This is a genomic window from Enterobacter adelaidei (assembly GCF_041937165.1).
In the GTDB taxonomy this organism is placed as follows: domain Bacteria; phylum Pseudomonadota; class Gammaproteobacteria; order Enterobacterales; family Enterobacteriaceae; genus Enterobacter; species Enterobacter adelaidei.
Genome location: NZ_CP154353.1, coordinates 2,105,982 through 2,126,731, shown reverse-complemented (window position 1 = coordinate 2,126,731; position 20,750 = coordinate 2,105,982). Strand labels below are relative to the sequence as shown.

The 20,750-nt window shown below is 55.0% G+C and carries 19 protein-coding genes; 3 read left to right on the top strand and 16 right to left on the bottom strand.

Annotated features, from left to right (window positions below):
- The first annotated feature begins 35 nt into the window (after positions 1-35).
- Positions 36-1,757: a SulP family inorganic anion transporter gene (locus tag AAHF05_RS10415; RefSeq protein WP_129324813.1), complete on the top strand. Its 1,722-nt coding sequence runs from the start codon at positions 36-38 to the stop codon at positions 1,755-1,757.
- A 155-nt stretch (positions 1,758-1,912) separates the two neighbouring features.
- Here the strand turns inward: AAHF05_RS10415 and AAHF05_RS10410 are convergent, their stop codons facing one another.
- The 16 genes from AAHF05_RS10410 to paaA form a co-directional block, all read right to left on the bottom strand.
- Positions 1,913-2,461, bottom strand: a complete 549-nt coding sequence (locus AAHF05_RS10410; protein WP_239664024.1) for a hypothetical protein — start codon at positions 2,459-2,461, stop codon at positions 1,913-1,915.
- A 182-nt stretch (positions 2,462-2,643) separates the two neighbouring features.
- A complete protein-coding gene (locus AAHF05_RS10405) occupies positions 2,644-3,162 on the bottom strand; it encodes a DUF2569 domain-containing protein (RefSeq protein WP_028017536.1) in 519 nt (172 codons plus the stop codon).
- Between the two features lie 45 nt (positions 3,163-3,207).
- Positions 3,208-4,620: a hypothetical protein gene (locus AAHF05_RS10400; protein WP_129324815.1), complete on the bottom strand. Its 1,413-nt coding sequence runs from the start codon at positions 4,618-4,620 to the stop codon at positions 3,208-3,210.
- Positions 4,621-4,755: 135 nt separating this feature from the next.
- Positions 4,756-5,352 carry a phenylacetic acid degradation protein PaaY gene (gene paaY, locus AAHF05_RS10395; RefSeq protein ID WP_028017538.1) on the bottom strand — a complete coding sequence of 199 codons (597 nt, stop codon included), beginning with the start codon at positions 5,350-5,352 and terminating at the stop codon, positions 4,756-4,758.
- Positions 5,353-5,361: 9 nt separating this feature from the next.
- The gene (gene paaX / locus AAHF05_RS10390; protein WP_028017539.1) at positions 5,362-6,294 is read right to left on the bottom strand and encodes a phenylacetic acid degradation operon negative regulatory protein PaaX; all 933 of its coding nucleotides are present in this window, start codon (positions 6,292-6,294) and stop codon (positions 5,362-5,364) included.
- Between the two features lie 80 nt (positions 6,295-6,374).
- A complete protein-coding gene (gene paaK / locus AAHF05_RS10385) occupies positions 6,375-7,691 on the bottom strand; it encodes a phenylacetate--CoA ligase PaaK (protein ID WP_028017540.1) in 1,317 nt (438 codons plus the stop codon).
- A 26-nt stretch (positions 7,692-7,717) separates the two neighbouring features.
- A complete protein-coding gene (gene pcaF, locus AAHF05_RS10380; RefSeq protein WP_129324816.1) occupies positions 7,718-8,923 on the bottom strand; it encodes a 3-oxoadipyl-CoA thiolase in 1,206 nt (401 codons plus the stop codon).
- On the bottom strand, positions 8,923-9,345 hold the full coding sequence (gene paaI / locus AAHF05_RS10375; protein WP_049006797.1) for a hydroxyphenylacetyl-CoA thioesterase PaaI: 423 nt from the start codon (positions 9,343-9,345) through the stop codon (positions 8,923-8,925). Before paaI ends, pcaF begins: the two co-directional genes overlap by 1 nt.
- Positions 9,335-10,759, bottom strand: coding sequence for a 3-hydroxyacyl-CoA dehydrogenase PaaH (gene paaH / locus AAHF05_RS10370; protein ID WP_374936457.1), 1,425 nt, complete (start codon positions 10,757-10,759; stop codon positions 9,335-9,337). The genes paaI and paaH overlap by 11 nt, the downstream gene beginning before the upstream one ends.
- Before the next feature lies 1 nt (position 10,760).
- Complete coding sequence (paaG, locus tag AAHF05_RS10365) at positions 10,761-11,549, bottom strand: 2-(1,2-epoxy-1,2-dihydrophenyl)acetyl-CoA isomerase PaaG (RefSeq protein ID WP_128347900.1); 789 nt, start codon at positions 11,547-11,549, stop codon at positions 10,761-10,763.
- Entirely contained in the window at positions 11,549-12,316 is a 768-nt protein-coding gene (paaF, locus tag AAHF05_RS10360; RefSeq protein WP_028017545.1) for a 2,3-dehydroadipyl-CoA hydratase PaaF, read from the bottom strand. The genes paaG and paaF overlap by 1 nt, the downstream gene beginning before the upstream one ends.
- Positions 12,313-13,383, bottom strand: coding sequence for a 1,2-phenylacetyl-CoA epoxidase subunit PaaE (gene paaE / locus AAHF05_RS10355; RefSeq protein ID WP_049006792.1), 1,071 nt, complete (start codon positions 13,381-13,383; stop codon positions 12,313-12,315). Before paaE ends, paaF begins: the two co-directional genes overlap by 4 nt.
- Before the next feature lie 7 nt (positions 13,384-13,390).
- On the bottom strand, positions 13,391-13,888 hold the full coding sequence (gene paaD, locus AAHF05_RS10350; RefSeq protein ID WP_028017547.1) for a 1,2-phenylacetyl-CoA epoxidase subunit PaaD: 498 nt from the start codon (positions 13,886-13,888) through the stop codon (positions 13,391-13,393).
- 14 nt (positions 13,889-13,902) lie between these two features.
- On the bottom strand, positions 13,903-14,649 hold the full coding sequence (paaC, locus tag AAHF05_RS10345; protein ID WP_129324818.1) for a 1,2-phenylacetyl-CoA epoxidase subunit PaaC: 747 nt from the start codon (positions 14,647-14,649) through the stop codon (positions 13,903-13,905).
- Between the two features lie 8 nt (positions 14,650-14,657).
- A complete protein-coding gene (gene paaB / locus AAHF05_RS10340; protein WP_006175064.1) occupies positions 14,658-14,945 on the bottom strand; it encodes a 1,2-phenylacetyl-CoA epoxidase subunit PaaB in 288 nt (95 codons plus the stop codon).
- 11 nt (positions 14,946-14,956) lie between these two features.
- Positions 14,957-15,886, bottom strand: coding sequence for a 1,2-phenylacetyl-CoA epoxidase subunit PaaA (gene paaA, locus AAHF05_RS10335; RefSeq protein WP_028017549.1), 930 nt, complete (start codon positions 15,884-15,886; stop codon positions 14,957-14,959).
- A gap of 285 nt (positions 15,887-16,171) precedes the next feature.
- Here paaA and paaZ point away from each other — a divergent pair, with 285 nt between their 5' ends.
- Positions 16,172-18,211 carry a phenylacetic acid degradation bifunctional protein PaaZ gene (gene paaZ, locus AAHF05_RS10330; protein WP_129324820.1) on the top strand — a complete coding sequence of 680 codons (2,040 nt, stop codon included), beginning with the start codon at positions 16,172-16,174 and terminating at the stop codon, positions 18,209-18,211.
- A gap of 165 nt (positions 18,212-18,376) precedes the next feature.
- On the top strand, positions 18,377-20,653 hold the full coding sequence (gene tynA, locus AAHF05_RS10325; RefSeq protein ID WP_129324821.1) for a primary-amine oxidase: 2,277 nt from the start codon (positions 18,377-18,379) through the stop codon (positions 20,651-20,653).
- The last annotated feature ends 97 nt before the right edge of the window (positions 20,654-20,750 follow it).

Genomic DNA, 20,750 nt, shown 5'->3' with positions numbered 1-20,750 from the left:
CATTACGTAGGTAAGATCAATATCCGGAGAATAACGTGTTCGGAAAATTTTTTTTAAACTACATGCCAGGGCTGCAAAATTTATTAGCCTACGATAAAAGCTGGCTAAAACATGATGTTAAAGCTGGGTTATCCGTTGCGGCTGTAGCACTGCCCGTTGCTATTGCTTATGCTGAGTTGGCGGGTGTTGGGGCTATCGTAGGTCTGTATTCATGCGTTTTACCAATGATAGCCTATGCGCTGTTTGGCTCTTCACGTCAGCTTATTGTTGGCCCCGACGCAACGACCTGCGCGGTGATTGCCGCCGTCGTGTTTCCTCTTTCTGCCGGAAATCCCGAACTGCACTGGCAACTGACGATCGTCATGACATTGATGATGGGCGGATGGTGTCTGCTTGCCAGTAAATTTCGCCTGGGTGCCCTTGCCGATCTGCTTTCTCACCCTATTCTGACTGGCCTGCTTAATGGCGTAGCCGTAACGATTATTGTCGGGCAATTAGGCAAGGTTTTCGGGATCAAGCTTGATGAAGCGCAGGTTATTGAGAAAATAATTGCCTTACCGGGCCGAATTTCAGAGAGCCATTTATTAACCTTAGGAATATCCATTTTAACGTTAGCGATTTTAATGGCGATCAAAACGTTTCGCAGCCACTGGCCCGCACCGTTGATTGCCATCGTGATAACGACGTTTCTGGTATGGGGGACATCTGCGCAACAGTATGGTATTGCCACTATTGGGGGGGAAGGCTTCCAGCCCGGTTTACCGGTCGTTAACTGGGTGGCGTTCCAGCCGGGCCCGATGCGTGATTTAGTGATCCCTGCGCTGAACCTGGCTTTGGTTAGTTTTGTCAGTCTGATGCTGACCGCCCGCAGTTTTGCCGCGAAAAATGGCTATGAAATTAATGCTGATGCAGAGTTCAGAGCGCTGGGTATTGCGAATATCATGTCGGGGTTATCTCAGGGGTTTGCTATTAGTGGGGCCGATTCCCGGACCGCGGTTAATGATTCCACTGGAGGAAAAAGTCAGCTGGTATCCATTGTCGCAGCCTTAATCATTGGAGTCGTATTACTCTTTTTCACCCAACCCTTACAATTTATTCCGGTCTCTGCCTTAGGCATTGTTCTTATGTATGCGTCGTGGTCATTAATTGATTTGCGTGGGCTATGGAACCTGAGACGAAGAAATAAACAGGCATTTCGCCTGGCCTTTTTCACGTTTGGTTGTGTTTTAATTATCGGCGTTATTCAGGGGATCGGCCTTGCTGTGCTGCTTGGCCTGTTACAGTTCCTCCGTACAGTCTTTCGCCCCTCTGAGCATTTACTGGGAACAGACGAAAATGGCATGATCCACTCATTAGGGAATACCACCGATATTAAAATGGTTCCGGGCGTGCTGATGTATCGATTTAACTCACCGTTGACCTATTTTAATGTGGCTTATTTTAAACGCCGCGTGTTGAACTTAGTTGAAGGCGCAGCAGAACAGCCTAAATGGGTGGTCATTGATGCCGTTGCCTGCTTCACGTATTCAGATATCAGTGTCCTGGCAACCATTAATGAGCTAAAGCGTGACCTGAAGGGTCGGCAGATTAAGCTCATCCTTGCGGGCAGGAAAACGGAATTAACACGCTGGTTCAAAGAAAGTCGACCAACTATCAATGATGATGAAATGATTCTGGCGCCAGACCTCTATCTGGCACTCCGCTTCATTCAAAGCAAAGAGACTGCGAGTGAGGGTGAAACCGGTAGTGTTATATAACCCCAAACGGGTTGAAGGCGAATATTACCAGAATTTTCAAAGGGCTGCTGTCGCAGCCCTGCGATAAAGCGGAGAGAAAGATGTTACTATATGTCGCACAATCAACAGGTGGTACATCACTTCATTCTATAATGTCGTCACACCAGGTGAAGGATTCATCTAAAGCTCCACTGTGCTGTAATGACAAATACGGATGGAATTATAATACCTACATCCATCCCAAAATAAGACGTAAAATTGTATTGAAATCCATGGTATATGTAGGGAGAAAAGCCGATTCCTGTTACTTTTTTGAAATCATGGTATGACCCATGGTCACCGCAATCATTGAAAGCATCAAAGAAAAACTCGCCGACATATCCATATATCCCTTTAAAAACCCAACCGTTATCCCACCCTGCCCAGTCTCTTCTGACGCCGGCAGCCAGACATCTGTTATCAAAGCTGTTTTTCATTGTGCCTAGCACAAAGCTATATTTCGAATCATCCGAGAACTTCCTCTCCACGGATATAAAGTTATTCTCAAAATTCTCAGTATATTGTCCGTGATTGTTTGTAAGATGATAGACGTATGAACCCGTGTTTATTGAGTACAGGTTTATTTCATCTGCAGAACAATGCAATGCAACCAGATAAAAACTTCCGCACCACAACCATGCGCGGTATCTTTTCCAAACTGTCTGTTCATGTGGACTATTATCCATAATCACTCACTTTGGCTAACGCGCTGAAATTGCGACGTTTTATCTTCGGCTTATCGCTGTACAAATTTTAGCATACTTTCGGATATGTGGGAGACACCCAATATTGGTTGGGTTGCTGAGATGACCTCCCAACAACGCCAAAAAATATTGCTTCCCTATCGTGTACTGGCGGCCAGCCTCGTCTACCAAATGAACGTCTTTTTAACCCGAACGGAGGTACGGAAGTACGGGATCCAGATACAAGCGTATATCACATGCATAATAATAGGCATTATCTGAGCCATATTCAGGGAGATCTGCGGAAAGATGTAAGAAGTGGCGACCCTGTCAATTAGCATCAGAGCGATACCCGAAACAAGCAAAGCACAATAAGCCAGAGGTAACTCTTTCTTTTTCCGCAAAAACAGAGAAACAATATAGATGATAAAAAGCAGGAAAACTAAGTTAATCCCACTAGCAACAAAGAGATAGGTCGTCTGGGAGAGCGGAAGACGACCTACCGTTTCCATCCCGGCACTTAACGTTACTGCCATAGAGTTAAAGTAGGCGTAAGCGATAAACAGCATATTGATAAATGGCAGATATAACAAACCACCTATTTTGCGATATCGTTTTTCTTCGCACTCAGAACAATATTCAAGATGCTGTGGGATCTCTTTATCACATTTAATGCACGTCCACTGAAACGCTGAATTGGTCATTTTATGTCCTTATTTCATAATAGCTCGGTAAGGCCTGGTTATTGATTATCGCGTCACACTCACATTTTCCAGCGTCACCAACCTTTCAGGCTTATCGCCCAGTTGCTGAGCAACAGGGACGAAGATATTGAGATCCTGCAGCCAGGCTAATTTGCTCCTGTTATCCGGTTGCCCCTCATTACTTTCGTGACACTCAACTAACAAATATTTCCCACTAAACTCAGGTGCGATACGCTGTGCATCCCCTTCCCCCGTCACTTCACAGCGCATCGCTGACGATGTGACTTTCTTATCCGCATCAATATTTTCCAATTTAGCCTGATATTTTTGACCCTGTACTAACGGGAAATGCAGATCCGTCTGCAATGTGTTGAGCAACATGGCACCGCTACTGATGGACATGGCGAATTTCAGTTGCAACAGATTAGCCAGCGTTAAACGTTGAACAGTCCAGATGCCATAATCTTCCAGCTTACGTATATAACCATCCGATTGCGCATCCAACTGGACTTTAATCTTACCGAGCGCGCTGACTTCGGTATACCGAACCTGTTTAAAACGCGGTATCGCCCAGGATTTGATCAATGCCTGCGCCTGGCGATCAACGGCAGCAGAAAGGGGGTATTTGCTCAACCATTGCGGATTATTATTGCTCAGATCGGGCATTGAGGGCCCCATCAACGTGGACGCTGACTTGTTCACCGCGGGTACAAAGCGCCCTTCAGCGGTGAACGTTTTGCCTGCAGGTAGCTGGCAGAGTTGCTCAAAGTGTTGTGCCTTTTGAGCGTCAATCTTGAAGCTACTTTTGCGGCGAACAATATCAGCCGTGATGAGTGAGTCCGTTACGCGACCCTGGCCATCGAAGTTCATTGCAGCGACAGCGTCGCCCTGATGGGTTTTGCAATTATAGAAATAGTGCTCAATCTTTAATTCAAGCGGCGCGTCATAAGGCGGTTCCCAGATGATATCGGCAAAATCATATCCCATGCGTACCGTTAAAATGTCGCCAACGCGATGAATGCTGTTAACATCGACAAGATCGGTAATGCCCGTTGCAGACGTGGCTGATAATCTTTCCCACAGAGGTTCTTTTACCGGTAGCTGGCAGATCTTACGGATATCCTCTGCCGTCATCAGCTTATCATCCTGTGCTGGCGCATACCGCATGTAGCTGTCGCCGTAAAAACGGACTTTGGTTAACCCTTCATCATCCAGTAAATCCTTGTACAGAAGCTCGGACTTACCCTGCTTACAATCCACTGAACGCCATTGTTGCGCTGTTTTGCCGTTATTGAAGTTTAACGACACCATATAACTCACACGATCGTGGATGCGGGTAACAGACAAGGGGTTAATGCCACCGCCGATAAGTTCAGGCTTTTCAGCGGCCTGAGCAAAAGAAAACGGCAACAGAGAAAGTAAAAACAGAGGGCGAAGAAGAGGCCGTGCGTAATGCATACATGTTCCTTCATATATAACCAGAGAAAAAGATTATCGGCAGCAGGGATTAAATAATTAGCCTCATTTAATTGCAACTGTACAGATAACCGCAGCATGGGTCGGTTCCATCCGCCCCTGCTTCAATATCTCACCTCACACCGCCGACTTCGGCCTTAAATTCTCATCAAACGTCAGCCTTTTCCGCCCAGGCTCCACTTCACGCAGCGGTTCCACCTGGTGCATGGTCAGCTTACAGCGCTCCACCAGCACCTGATATTCCCTTGTACCCTGTTTTTTCCACGCCAGTTCCTGCTCGCTCAACTCGCGAATCGCTTTGGCCGGGCTGCCAATAATCAAATGCCCTGCGGGCATTTCCGCTTTCGCCTTCACAAATGCCGCCGCGCCGACGATGCTGTTTTCACCAATCACCGCGCCGTCCATCACCACAGCGTTCATTCCCACCAGTGCGTTACGGCGAATAACACAGCCATGCAGAATCGCGCTGTGGCCGATATGTCCGTCCTCTTCCACCACCGTGTCCTGCTCAGGGAAACCATGCATCACGCAGTTATCCTGAATGTTCGCGCCATCTTTCACCACAATACGGCCAAAATCTCCGCGCAGGCTGGCGTTCGGGCCGACATAAACACCTTTCCCCAGGATCACATCACCAATGAGTACCGCCGTCGGGTGAACATAGCTCTCGTCAGGTACGACCGGCGTCAGACCATCAATTTGATAAACAGGCATCCTCACTCCTTATGTGCTCGTAAGACCACCAAAGCGTTGATAGTAGAGCGTGCCGGGCACGGGCAGTTCACCGACGGAGGTTTCGCCTTTCTCACTGACAAACGCCAGCGCCCCTGGTGCCACACGCTGATAAATATTGATGCAGAGCTGCCGGGCGCTTTGCCCGGCCCAGTGCGCTGGCAGTAGCTCTTCCGGCAGCAATGGGTCTTTCAGCACCACACGACGATAAAAATGGATAAGCAACAGCTGGATCTGGAAACAACGCTCTGGCGTCAGCTCCTCTGGTGTCGCCTCTTTCAGCAGCGGCAGCAGCGGTCGGAACGAGCTAATAAACGTTTCGTACATCGTGTTTTGTTCGGTCAGTTGCCAGCACTCTTCCACCCGCGAACGCAACGCAGCGCGGGATAAAGCCAGCGGCGAGTGAGCTTCAAAGAAGATGACGTTTTCCGCCACGCCAGCATCATGAAGCAGGGACTGCACATCCGCCAGATGCTGCGATGGCGAGGCCATCAGGCTCGGCGCCAGCGTGCCAAACCCCTGCCAGATCAGCTGTTTTTTGACATCGGCAAGCGTGGTTTTGTCCAGGCCTTCAGAGAGCAGCAATAACCATTTTCCGTCCCAGGCGGGCAACTCCGCGCGATAGATCTTATTCTCCGCGCGGCGGGTTAAGCGTAGCCCTTTGTCGCTCAGGCGATAAAAGCTGCGGCGTCCAATGCGCGAGACGTCAAGCCAGCCCTCTTTGTTAAGGCGGAATAACGCAGTTCGCACGAACCGTTCGCCGAACCCCATACCCTCCAGTAATGCCGCCAGGCTTCCGAGCCAAATCTCGCCCCCGCGATGGGAAAGCGCGTCACCGTATAATGAAGAGATAAGGGATGTCCCGCTGACCGGAACGGAGCTGACCGCGTGCTGGATGAAGGCGTCGAGTTTCATGTGATTCATTCTGTTGTAATTTTTGTCCCGGATGAATCATAGCATAGTTCTGCATTCCCTCTCTCCGGCGGAGAGAGGGAAGAAGAAACTCAGCCGTTGGCCGCGACTTTACGCAAATCAAACACCCGGCAGGCTTTCCCCTCTGAGCGCGGGATACTGCCGCAGTTAACGATCATCACGTCGGTTGAAATCCCGACCATCGATTTAATGCGGTGGCGCAACTGGTGGCACACCTGGCAACGCTGTTCGTGCGTCAGCGTCAGGCTGCTCTCTTTCAGCTCCACCTTCACGGAAAGTGAATCAAGATGTCCGCGACGGTTCACCTCCAGCTGGTAATGCGGCGAGAGATGTTCGAACTTCACAATTTCCTCTTCCAGCTGCGACGGGAAGACGTTGACGCCACGGATGATCAGCATATCGTCACTGCGACCGCTGATCCGGTCCATACGACGCATACTGCGCGCGGTTGCTGGCAGCAGGCGTGTCAGGTCACGGGTACGGTAGCGGATCACCGGCAGCGCCTCTTTCGTCAGCGTGGTAAACAGCAGTTCGCCCTGCTCGCCGTCATTAAGCGGCGTGCCGTCGTTCGGGTTGACGATCTCCGGATAGAAATGATCTTCCCAGATGGTCGGACCATCGGCGGTTTCGATACACTCCATCGCCACGCCGGGGCCCATCACTTCAGAGAGACCATAAATATCCAGCGCTGTGATCCCTAGCCGTTTTTCAATCTCACGGCGCATGGCCTGCGTCCACGGCTCGGCGCCGAACACGCCCACACGAAGAGAACAGGTACTGGCATCGCCGCCCATCTGGCGTTCCAGTTCTTCAATCAGGTTAAGGCAGTAGGATGGCGTCACCATGATCATATCTGGCTGGAAATCCCGGATAAGCTGCGCCTGCTTCTCCGTCTGACCACCCGACATCGGGATCACCGTTGCGCCTAAACGTTCCGCACCGTAATGCGCGCCCAGACCGCCGGTAAACAACCCGTAACCATAGGCTACGTGAATTTTGTCTTTTGCACTGCCGCCCGCGGCGCGCAGGGAGCGGGCCACCAGATTGGCCCAGGTGTCGATATCATTTTGGGTATAACCCACCACCGTTGGCTTGCCGGTGGTGCCTGAGGAGGCGTGAATACGCACTACCTGCTCCATCGGTACGGCAAAGGTATCGAACGGATAGTTATCCCGCAGGTCCTGCTTGGTCGTGCACGGGAATTTACGGATATCCGCCAGCTCTTTGAAATCGTCAGGGTGAACGCCCGCTGCGTCAAACTTGCGTTTGTACATCGGTACGTTGTTATAGGCATGGTGCAGCGTCCATTTCAGACGCTCGGTCTGAAGAGCCTGTAATTCGTCAAGGGATGCTGTTTCGATCGGGTCAAGCTTTGTTGTATTTGTCATTGTAGGGTACTCACATTGTTATTCGCTCAAACACGCTCAAGGATCATGGCAATGCCCTGACCCACACCGATGCACATCGTACACAGCGCATAGCGCCCGTTGCGTCGATGCAATTCATTGCTTGCGGCCAGCGCCAGTCTGGCACCGCTCATCCCCAGCGGGTGGCCTAACGCAATAGCGCCCCCGTTCGGGTTAACGTGAGCGGCATCATCGGGTAACCCTAACTGACGCAGCACGCCCAGCGCCTGCGAAGCAAAAGCTTCGTTAAGCTCGATGACGTCCATATCGTTGATACTGAGTCCGGCTCGCTCCAGCACTTTGCGGGTGGCAGGTACCGGGCCTAAGCCCATCAGACGCGGCTCCACGCCTGCCGTCGCCATCGCCACAATACGCGTACGCGGGACTAATCCCTGCGCGAGCGCCATCTGTTCACTGGCGACGATCAGCGCTGCTGCGCCGTCGTTCACGCCAGAGGCATTCCCCGCCGTAACCACCCCATTTTTACGAAACGGTGTTTTCAGCCCGGCAAGTTGTTCAAGTGTCGTATCCGCTCGTGGATGTTCATCCACGCTACATTCCGTTACCGCGCCTTTTTTACCTGGCACCAGCACCGGCACAATCTCCTGCGCCAGAATACCGTTCTGCTGCGCCCTGGCGGTTCTCTGCTGGCTGCGTAGCGCAAAAGCGTCCTGATCGGCACGGCTGATATTTAACAATTCAGCTACATTCTCTGCCGTTTCCGGCATACTGTCAGTTCCGAAGTGCTGATGCATGAGCGGATTCACAAAACGCCAGCCGATGGTGGTATCAAAGATCTCTGCCTGACGCTGAAACGCGGCGGTGGCTTTCCCCATCACAAACGGCGCGCGGGACATAGACTCCACGCCGCCCGCCAGCAACAGATCGCCATCGCCTGCTTTAATAGCGCGGGCTGCAAAGCCAATCGCGTCCAGCCCCGAACCGCACAGGCGGTTAATGGTGGTGCCGGAAACCGTCTGCGGCAATCCCGCCAGCAGGGACGACATGCGCGCCACGTTGCGGTTGTCTTCCCCCGCCTGGTTGGCGCAACCGAGGATCACATCATCAATCCGCTCCAGATCAAGCTGTGGATAACGCGCCAGCAGCGCACGCAGCGGAACGGCGCCCAGATCGTCAGCGCGAACAGCGGAAAGTGCGCCGCCGTAACGCCCCACCGGGGTTCGTACGCCATCACAAATAAATGCATCACGCATCAGGCTTCTCCTGTCACACTGCCGCCAATGCGGTGCGATTTTCCGCGAAAAAGGGCGACGGTTTTCTGTTGTTGATTCTGAATTTCAATGTCATACACGCCGGTGAGTTTGCCCTGATGCTTTACCCGCGCGGTGGCGGTCAGCGTATCCCCCGCAAAGCCCGGACGCAGAAAATCAATCGAGCAACCGGAGGCGACCGCAGCCAGCCCCTGGCTGTTGCAGGCGTAGGCAAAGGCGGTGTCCGCCAGCGAGAAAAGCTGTCCACCGTGACAGGTTTTATGGCCGTTAAGCATCTGTGGGGTGATGGTCATCGTCACCACCGCATAACCTTCGTCCATTTCAATGATGTCGATTCCAAGCGCCTGCGCGCAGGCGTCCTTTTCGTACATCGTGCGGGCGTTATGCCAGGCGTTAGGACTCATAGCTACTCTCCAGAAGCGCACGCTGGCGCAGCAGTGAACAGGGACGATAACGTTCTTCACCATAATGACGTTGCAGGTTCTCCAGCAGCGTCAGCAGACGTTGCCAGCCCAGACGCTCCCCCCAGGCAATCGGACCGCTCGGGTAGTTCACGCCGAGGCGCATGGCGGTATCAATATCCTTCTCGCTGGCCACCCCTTTTTGCAGGGCATCCAGCGCTTCGTTGGCAATCATCGCCAGCGTGCGCCAGACCAGCATGCCCGGATAATCGGCAATTTGTACGACCCGTTTGCCCTGCTGTTGCAAGTACCAGATGGCTTTTAACGTCGCGGTCTGCGGGTTGCTGGCTGCCGCCGCAATCACCGCCACATCGCGCTCAATACGGTCAACCATCACCACCGGGCAGTTAAACCGTAACGCCAGCGCCTGAGCGGTTTCACCCTGCGTTTCCATCAGATACACATCGTCAATTTCAGTGACGCCGTCACTTTTCTTTTCGATGCGCATCGGACGATAACTGTCATCCACGGGCTCAACCCACTGCACGTCGGGTTTATCCCCTTGCCAGTCGTAAACGCCCTTTCCGCTTTTTTTACCGAGTCGCCCCGCCAGCACCAGCTCCTGCTGGACCAGCGAAGGCAGAAAACGGCGTTCCTGCCAGAAGGCGTTAAACACCGAACAGGTCACGGCAAAGTTAACGTCCTGACCAATCAAGTCTGTGAGTTCCAGTGGCCCCATCGGGAAACCGCCGCCTTCGCGCAGTGCGGCGTCAATCACTTCCGGCGCGGCCACCTGTTCTTCCAGTGCGCGCCAGGCTTCAGAGTAGAACGGACGTGCAACGCGGTTCACGATGAACCCCGGCGTTGACTGGCAGCGAACGGGTTGTTTCCCCCAGTTGAGCGCCAGCTCGCACAGCGCATCGGCCACTTCCGGAGAGGTCGCCAGCCCGCTGACCACTTCCACCAGCTTCATTACCGGTGCCGGGTTAAAGAAATGCAGTCCCGCCACGCGCTCCGGGTGGTGCACGTCGGCCGCAATCGCGGTAACTGAAATAGACGAGGTGTTACTGGTCAGCACCGTCTGAGCCGGGCAGATCGCGGCCAGCTGTGCAAACAGCGCCTTTTTCACCTCCAGACGCTCAGAGGTCGTTTCAATCACCAGATCTGCCGCCGAGAGTGCCTCGATATCGGTCACTGGCAGCAGTCTGGCCAGGATTTGGCTACCGGCATCTGCGGAGAGTTTTCCCCGCGTCACCCGGGAAGCCAGACGCTGGCGAATGCCGTCAATGGCGCGCGAGATCGCATCTGCGGAGATGTCGTATATCAGGACGTGATGACCATGGCTGGCCGCGACTTCGGCAATTCCGGCGCCCATCGTGCCGCTGCCAATCACGGCGACAGTGCGTATGTTCAACATCTTATTTCCCCGTAAAGTTCGGCGCGCGCTTTGCCAGGAAGGCGCTGACGCCCTCGCGGTAGTCGTCGCTGCGCCCGGCCAGGCGTTGATAGTCGCGCTCGAGATCGAGTTGCGCATCGAGGGTGTTGGTTTCCGCCGCGTTGATGGCCTGCTTGATCAGCCCCAGACCAAACGTCGGCTGTGAGGCAAAATGCAGCGCCATCTGCTGTGCCGTGGCGGAAAGCTGCTCGTCGTCCACCACCTGCCAGATCATCCCCCAGGCCTGCGCTTGTTCGGCGCTGAGTTTGTCCCCCAGCAGCGCCAGCCCCATGGCGCGAGCGCGTCCGGCAACGCGCGGCAGCAGCCAGGTGCCACCGCAGTCCGGGACTAACCCAAGCTTGCTGAAGGCCATCACAAAGTTGGCGGAACGCGCCGCAATGACCATGTCGCATCCGAGCGCCAGCGTAGCCCCGGCACCGGCCGCCACGCCGTTGACCGCGCAGATGACCGGCTTCGGCAGTTTTGCCAGGCGGCGCACCAGCGGGTTGTAAAACGTCTCCACGGACATGCCCAGATCCGGCGCCGGGCCGTTGGGGTCAACATTGCGGTCATTCAGATCCTGACCGGCACAGAAACCGCGTCCTGCCCCGGTGATCAGCAGACAGCGGATGGTGTCATCACGCTCGGCCTGTTTCAGGCACTCCGAAAGCTGCTGATGCATCACGTCGTTAAAGCTGTTCAGACGCTCCGGGCGGTTCAGCGTAATGGTCATTACGCCTTGCTCTACGTTACTCAGGATAAATTCCACAATTAGCGTCCTTTAAAGTCGGGGGTGCGTTTCTGTAAGAAGGCATTGATTCCTTCCCGGCGGTCTTCGGTCGCGGAAAGCAGCGTAAAAAGCTGACGTTCCTGTGCCAATCCTGCCTGCAATGGCACTTCCTGAGACTGGCGCAGCGCCTGTTTCGCGGCCTGCAATGCCAGCGGCGAATGACGCGCCATCAATGCCGCCTGCTTCAGGGCATACTCCAGCGTCAGGGAGACCGGGAACACATCGCTGACCAGCCCAGCACTCAGCGCCTGTTGTGCGGAGAGACTTTCCCCGGTCAGCACCATTTTGCTGGCGAGGGATTTGCCCACGCTGCGAATGAGACGCTGCGTGCCGCCCGCGCCAGGCATAATCCCGAGGGTGATTTCCGGCAGACCGAAACGCGCGTTATCCCCGGCGATCACCACGTCGCAGAGCAGTGCCAGTTCACATCCAGCCCCCAGCGCGAAGCCGTTCACGGCGGCAATCAGCGGTTTGTTAAATGCGTCTATCCGCTTCCACAGCTGCGGACGGATATCGTTCAACGTGGCCGGCAAGTCTTTATCTGCCATTTCGTTGAGATCCGCCCCGGCCGCGAAGCAACGCTCGTTGCCATAAATAACGCAGGCAGAAATGCCGCTATCACAGGCCGCCGCCTCAAGCTGTTCCGCAATCTGCGTCAGCAGCGAATTGTTGAGGGCGTTGCGTGCCGCCGGACGGTTCAGCGTCAGCTGCAACACGCGGCCATGGCGGGTGACAATCAGTTCGCTCATGCCATCCCCTTCGCGTCGAAATCGACGATCACGTCAGCGGTTAACGGCAGCGACTGACAGCTCAGCACATACCCGGCGGCCAGTTCGTCCGGCTCCAGGCTATAGTTGGTCACCATGTCCACTTTGCCGCGCAGCACTTTACATTTACAGGTGGCGCACACGCCGCCTTTACAGGCATACGGCAGATCCGCCCCCTGGCGCAGCGCGGCATCAAGAATACTTTCATCGTCCGCCGTTAGGGTGATTTCACGGTCACGGCCGTCCTGACGAACGGTGACTTTCTGCCCCTCAGCCTGCACGCTAACCGTGCGTTTAGCCGCTGAGCCTGGCGTATTAAAACGTTCCAGATGGATGGCTTTTTCCGGCATCCCCAGCGCTTTTAATGTGCTTTCGGCCTCATCCATCATCGCCGACGGACCGCAGATAAACGCTTCGTCGTACTGGCGGAAGTTGATCAGCGTTTTCGCCAGTGCCTGCAGTTTTTCCCCGTCAATACGACCATGGAGAAGATCGCTGTCCAGACGCTCCTGGCTGAAGATGGAGACCAGCTGCAGCCGCTGCGGGTATTTGTCTTTCAGGTCCGCCAGCGCCTGGCGGAACATCATGCTCTGGCTGCTGCGGTTGCCGTAAATCAGGGTGAAATGACTGTTCGGTTCGGTGGCAAGCGTTGCGGATAAAATCGCCAACATCGGGGTGATCCCGGAGCCTGCAGCAATCGCCAGATAGTGTCCTTCACGTTCCGCCTGCGGCTGGTAGCCAAACTGGCCCTGAGGAACCATCACCTCCAGCGCCATACCCTGTTTAATCTGATCCCGGGCATAGCGGGAGAATCGTCCGCCCTCGATGGCTTTGACCGCCACGCTGATCTCACCCGGTGCGCTGCTCCGGCAAATGGAGTAACAGCGGCGCAGTTCATCCCCGCCCAGTTTCGTTTTCAGGGTCAGGTGCTGCCCCGGACGAAAGCGGTACGCGTCCTGTAATTCCTGCGGCACCGCGAAGGTGATCGTTACCGCATCACGGGTTTCGGGTTCCACTTTTGCCACTGTTAATGAATGAAACGTTGTCATGGCAGCCTCAAATACATTTGAAATAGTCGAAAGGCTCACGGCAGGTGTTGCAGCGATAGAGCGCTTTGCAGGCCGTTGAACCAAATTCACTGATAAGCGAGGTATCGGTGCTCGCACAGCGCGGACACGTCACCTCAGCGGGCGCATGGGCATGGCAGCTGTGGCCGACCGGCGGGCTGATGCCATATTCACGCAGACGCTCGCGGGCATCGGCGGTCATCCAGTCGGTGGTCCAGGCGGGTTCAAGCTGGAGCACAATATGAACCGGCGTAAACCCGTGTGCGGTCATCGTTTCGCGGATAGCACCCAGCAGGTGTTCCGTCGCCGGGCAACCTGAGTAGGTCGGCGTGAAGCCAATGACCCAGCCTTCACCTTGCGGTGCGACGCTTCGCACCATGCCCAGATCGGTGATGGTTAACACGGGCACTTCCGGGTCCGGGATCTGGCTTAGCAGCGACCAGATCTGCGGGATCTCCGCCGGTGCAATCTCAGCAAAACGCTGCATCATGACCTCCGCTATTACCACTGTTGACCCGGATACGCGCGCTGGAGATATTGCATTTCCGCCAGCATCGGGCCCAGATGTTCGGTATGTAGCCCTTTCTTGCCCCCGGTGCGATACGCCACTTCGTCGGGTACCTTCAGGTTGGCTTCTGCCAGACCGGCAAACACTTCGCTTTCCCACGGTTGGCGCAAGGTGCGCGGGTCAACCGCCACGCCGGAGGCAATCAGCTCCAGCTCGACGTCATCGGCTTCGAACAGTTCGGCCGTAAAGCGCCACAAAGTGTCGATGGCCTGCTGCATTTTTTGCGTGGAGGTTTCGGTGCCATCACCCAGGCGCACCAGCCAGCCACGGCTAAAGCGCAGATGGTAGCGCGCCTCTTTAATGGCTTTTGCAGCAATGGCGGCAAGCTGACTGTCGCTGCTGTGTGCAAGGCGTTCATATAGCGCCACATTCCAGGCATCCATCAGGTACTGACGGGCAATCGTGTCGGCGAAGTTGCCGTTCGGCTGCTCCACCAGCAGCACATTACGGAACTGACGCTCGTCACGCCCAAATGCCAGCGTGTCTTCATCGCCCTGACCTTCCAGCTCCGCGGCATAGGTCAGGAAATTGCGCGCCTGCCCCAGCAGGTCGAGACCGATATTGGCCAGCGCGAGGTCGATCTCAAGCTCCGGTGCGTGACCGCACCAGGCGCCGAGACGCTGCGAAAGCACCAGACCGTTGTCGCCCAGACGCAGGGCATATGCAGTGACTGTTTTCATCCCCAACCTCACATGTGCTCGATGCCATCAGGGATGGTGTAAAACGTCGGGTGGCGGTAGACCTTGCTTTCCGCCGGGTCGAAAAACTCGCCGCTCTCTTCCGGCTGGGAGGCGATAATCTCGCTCGCCTTGACCACCCAGATGGAGCACCCTTCGCTGCGGCGGGTATAAGCATCACGCGCATTTTCCAGCGCCATGCGATCGTCAGCGGCATGCAGACTTCCCACGTGACGGTGGGACAAACCTTGTTTGCTGCGTACGAACACTTCGTACAGCGGCCAGTAGACATTGCTCATCGTGATTCCTCTCAAGCCACTTTGCGGGCATGTTGTTTTTCTGCGTGCGCCAGTGCAGCTTCACGCACCCACGCCCCCTCTTCCCAGGCCTTGCGTTTGGCGGCCAGGCGTTCGTGGTTACAGATGCCACGCCCGTTAATCACCTCTTCAAATTCCTGCCAGTCGATCTCGCCGAAACGGTAATGACCGCTCTCGTCGTCAAAACGCAGGTCGGGATCGGGCACCGTCATGCCGAGCATCTCCACCTGGGGAATGGTGTTGTCGACAAAACGCTGGCGAAGTTCGTCATTGCCGAAGCGTTTGATTTTCCAGGCCAGGCTGCGGGCGCTGTTCGGCGAGTTGTCATCGTTCGGCCCAAACATCATCAGTGCCGGCCACCAGAAACGGTTGATGGCGTCCTGCAGCATCTGGCGTTGGGCTTCACTACCCTGCGCCAGCGCCATACAGGCTTCAAAGCCCTGGCGTTGATGGAAGCTCTCTTCTTTACAGATTTTCACCATTGCCCTGGCATACGGCCCATAAGAAGTCCGGCACAGCGCCACCTGATTAACGATGGCAGCGCCGTCCACCAGCCAGCCGATCACGCCGATATCGGCCCAGCTCAGGGTTGGGTAGTTGAAAATGGAGGAGTATTTCATCTTGCCGTCGAGCATCTTCTGGTAGATGTCTTCCCGCGCGCAGCCCAGCGTTTCTGCCGCGCTATACAGGTACAAACCGTGTCCGGCTTCGTCCTGCACTTTCGCCAGCAGGATCGCTTTACGACGCAACGTCGGTGCGCGGGTGATCCAGTTACCTTCGGGCAGCATGCCGACAATTTCGGAGTGCGCGTGCTGGCCAATCTGGCGGATCAGCGTCTTGCGGTAGGCCTCAGGCATCCAGTCCTGGGGCTCTATCGCCGTCTCCTGCGCTATGCGCTGCTCAAACCGTTGTTCTTGCGTCACGTCATCACCTTTATGATTCGTTAGTTTGCAATCTAAAGCGAAATGTTGAATCACTTTGTTTTTTAAAAGTTACACAAAGGTTAAATATAACCCCAAGAATTGTTTCCTGGTTTTGTGATGCCGCTCGCAAGGCTTTTACAGCACACCCTAACATCCGGGCGTTTGCGCACTGCACTTCATCAGTGCCGGATCACAATGTTAACAAATCATTAAAACTCAGCTTGATTTTTATGATTCACGATCAAACTATTAATGGTGAATTTTCGTAACATTTGGAGATAAGCGATGCAGCAGTTAGCCAGCTTCTTGTCCGGTACCTGGCAGTCTGGCCGGGGCCGCGAACGCACTATTCATCACGCCATCACTGGCGAAGCGCTGTGGAGCGTGACCAGCGAAGGGCTGGATATGGCGGCCGCCCGTCGCTATGCCATTGAGCACGGCGGCGAAGCACTTCACAAAATGACCTTTATCGAACGTGCTGCCATGCTGAAGGCGGTGGCGAAACATCTGCTTAGTCACAAAGAGACGTTTTATGCCCTGTCCGCCCAGACCGGGGCGACAAAGGCAGACAGCTGGGTGGATATTGAAGGCGGTATCGGTACCCTCTTCACCTATGCCAGCCTGGGCAGCCGCGAACTGCCGGATGACACACTGTGGCCTGAGGATGAGTTGATCCCTCTGTCGAAGGAAGGTGGTTTTGCCGCACGCCATGTCCTGACGTCAAAATCGGGCGTGGCGGTTCATATCAACGCCTTTAACTTCCCGTGCTGGGGCATGCTGGAAAAGCTGGCCCCTACCTGGCTCGCCGGGATGCCTGCCATCATCAAACCCGCTACCGCCACAGCGCAGGTGACCCAGGCGATGGTGAAATCCATTATCGACAGCGGCCTGGTACCGGACGGCGCCATCAGTCTGATCTGCGGTGGCGCAGGGGAGCTGCTGAATCATCTCGACAGCCAGGACGTGGTGACGTTTACCGGCTCCGCCAGTACCGGGCAAAGCCTGCGCGTCCACCCCAATATTGTGGCGAACGCCATTCCCTTCACCATGGAAGCTGACTCCCTGAACTGCTGCGTGCTGGGGGAAGACGTTACGCCAGACCAGCCAGAATTTGCCCTGTTCATTCGGGAAGTCGTCCGTGAAATGACCGCCAAGTCCGGACAAAAATGTACGGCGATCCGCCGCATCATTGTGCCGCAGACGCGGCTCGATGCCGTCAGCCAGGCGCTAATCGCGCGGCTGGAAAAAGTGGTGGTGGGTGACCCGGCGCAGGAAGGGGTAAAAATGGGCGCGCTGGTGAACAGCGAACAGCGTGCGGACGTTCAGGAGAAAGTGGATCAGCTGGTTGCCGCAGGCTGTGAAATTCGCCTGGGGGGCAAAGCGGATTTGCAGGCTACTGGTGCCTTCTTCCCACCGACCCTGCTTTTCTGTCCGCAGCCGGATGAAACACCGGCAGTTCACGCGACTGAAGCCTTTGGTCCGGTTGCGACCCTGATGCCGTATCGCAATGCAGCCCACGCGATGCAGCTTGCCCGCGCGGGCGGTGGAAGCCTGGCCGGGACGCTGGTCACTGCGGATCTGGCAACCGCCCGTCAGTTTATTGCCGGCGCGGCACGCGCTCATGGACGTATTCAGGTCCTCAATGAGGAATCCTCGAAAGAGTCTACCGGCCACGGTTCTCCGCTTCCTCAACTGGTCCACGGTGGTCCAGGTCGCGCGGGCGGCGGTGAAGAGCTGGGCGGCCTGCGGGCAGTGAAGCACTATCTGCAGCGCACCGCCATTCAGGGCAGTCCATCCATGCTGGCTGCCATTGGCAAACAGTGGGTGCGCGGTGCCGACGTGCAGGAAGACCGCGTTCATCCGTTCCGTAAATACTTCGAGGAGTTGCAGCCGGGCGACAGCCTGCTGACGCCGCGTCGTACGCTCACAGAAGCAGATATCGTGAACTTTGCCTGCCTGAGCGGCGATCACTTTTACGCGCACATGGACAAGATTGGCGCGGCAGAGTCAATCTTTGGCGAACGCGTGGTCCACGGTTATTTCCTGATTTCCGCCGCAGCAGGATTGTTCGTTGATGCCGGTGTCGGGCCGGTGATTGCCAACTACGGCATGGAAAACCTGCGCTTTATCGAGCCGGTTAAACCGGGCGATACCATTCAGGTGCGCCTGACCTGCAAACGTAAAACGCTGAAGAAACAACGCACCGCCGAGGAAAAACCGACGGGCGTGGTGGAGTGGGCCGTTGAGATTTTTAACCAGCATCAGCAGGCCGTGGCGCTCTACTCCATTCTGACGCTGGTGGCGCGCCAGCAGGGTGACGCCTGACACTTTTCTCTCTCGCACGTTGACCGGGGTGTGATGCCACCCCGGTCTTTTTTTAACCTGGCAAGACTGACAAATAATCTGGCAGATGCAGGCAAACGCTTTTCTCAGGCGCCTGTCAGGATAAGGCTGTCACCACACAATAAACACAACAAGATGAGGTCTACGATGGGAAGCAATTCTTCTTTTTCTGCCCGTAGAACGGCACTGGCTATGGCTGTTGCGCTGTGTTGCGCCTGGCAATCCCCTGTTTTCGCTCACGGCAGCGAGGCGCACATGGTCCCGATGGACAAAACGCTGCAGGACTTTGGCGCGGATGTCCAGTGGGATGATTACGCACAACTGTTCACCATCGCGAAAGACGGTGCTTATGTGAAGGTCAAACCGGGGGCGAAAACCGCTATCGTCAACGGTAAAACCCTCAAGCTGCAGGTACCGGTGGTGATGAAAGGCAAAAAGGCCTTTATCTCTGACACCTTCATCAACGACGTTTTCCAGTCCGGCCTCGACCAGACTTTCCAGGTTGAAAAACGCCCTCACCCGTTAAACGCGCTAACGGCTGACGAAATCAAACAAGCCGTAGAGATCGTCAAAACCTCTGCGGATTTCAAACCGAATACCCGTTTTACCCAGATTGCACTTGCTGAGCCAGATAAGACCAAAGTGTGGGACTTTGTGCTTAACGGTACGGCAGTGGATTCTCCCCGCCAGGCAAACGTGGTTATGCTCGACGGGAAGCACGTTATCGAAAGCCGGGTGGATCTGAAGGACAAAAAGATCCTGAGCTGGGAACCGGTAAAAGACGCACACGGCATGGTGCTGCTGGATGACTTCACCGCGGTTCAGCAGATCATCAACGAGAGCACTGAGTTTGCAGAGGTGCTTAAAAAACACGGTATCACCGATACGAAGAAAGTGATTACCACGCCGCTGACCGTCGGCTATTTTGACGGTAAAGACGGCCTGAAGCAGGAAGATCGCCTGCTGAAAGTGGTCAGCTACCTGGACGTCGGTGACGGTAACTACTGGGCGCATCCGATTGAAAACCTGGTGGCCGTAGTCGATCTTGAGCAGAAGAAAATCCAGAAAATTGAAGAAGGCGCTGTTATTCCGGTTCCCATGGCTCCGCGTCCGTATGACGGCCGTGACCGTATCGAAACAGCGAAAAAGCCCCTTGAGATCGTCGAGCCAGAAGGCAAGAACTACACCATTACCGGTGATATGGTGCACTGGCAGAACTGGGATTTCCACCTGAGCCTGGATTCCCGCGTCGGCCCGATGATTTCGACTGTGACGTACAACGATAACGGCAAAAAGCGCCAGGTTATGTATCAGGGCTCCTTAGGTGGCATGATCGTCCCTTACGGCGACCCGGACGTGGGCTGGTATTTCAAAGCCTATCTGGATTCCGGCGACTATGGCATGGGCACCCTGACCTCTTCGCTGGTACGGGGGAAAGACGTGCCGTCTAACGCCGTGATGCTCAATGAAACGATCCCGGATTACACCGGTGCGCCAATGGAGATCCCGCGCGCAATCGCCATTTTCGAACGCTACGCCGGGCCAGAATACAAGCACCAGGAGATGGGACAGCCAAACGTTAGCACCGAGCGTCGTGAACTGGTGGTACGTTGGGTGAGTACTGTCGGTAACTACGATTACATCTTCGACTGGGTATTCCATGAAAATGGCACCATTGGAATTGATGCTGGTGCGACGGGTATCGAAGCGGTGAAAGGCGTACTGGCGAAAACCATGCATGACGCCACCGCGAAAGACGACACCAAATACGGCACACTGATCGATCACAACATCGTGGGTACCACCCACCAGCATATCTATAACTTCCGTCTTGATATGGATGTGGATGGCATCAACAATAAACTGGTAGCGATGGATCCGGAGGTTAAACCGAACACCGCCGGTGGCCCGCGCACCAGTACCATGCAGATCAATCAGTACGACATTGATACCGAGCAGCAGGCAGCACAGAAATTCGACCCGGGCACCATTCGCTTGTTAAGCAATACCAGCAAAGAGAACCGCATGGGCAACCCGGTCTCGTACCAGATTATCCCTTACGCGGGCGGTACACACCCGGTAGCGACGGGCGCGAAGTTTGCCCCGGACGAGTGGATTTACCACCGGCTGAGCTTTATGGATAAGCAGCTGTGGGTCACCCGCTACCATCCTGATGAGTTGTACCCGGAAGGGAAATTCCCTAACCGTTCCATCCACGATACGGGCCTGGGGCAGTACAGCAAAGATAACGAGTCACTGAATAACCAGGATGACGTCATCTGGATGACCACAGGGACAACCCACGTCGCCCGTGCCGAAGAGTGGCCGATCATGCCGACGGAATGGGTACATACTCTGCTTAAACCGTGGAACTTCTTTGACGAGACGCCAACGCTCGGCAGGAAAAAAGACGAACAAAAATAATCAGCAGCCGGGCGTAATGCCCGGTTTTTTTTGCCTTTCATTTTGATGATTCATCCAACCTGCTTATAGTTAATGATATCTCACCTTCACGCCCCCG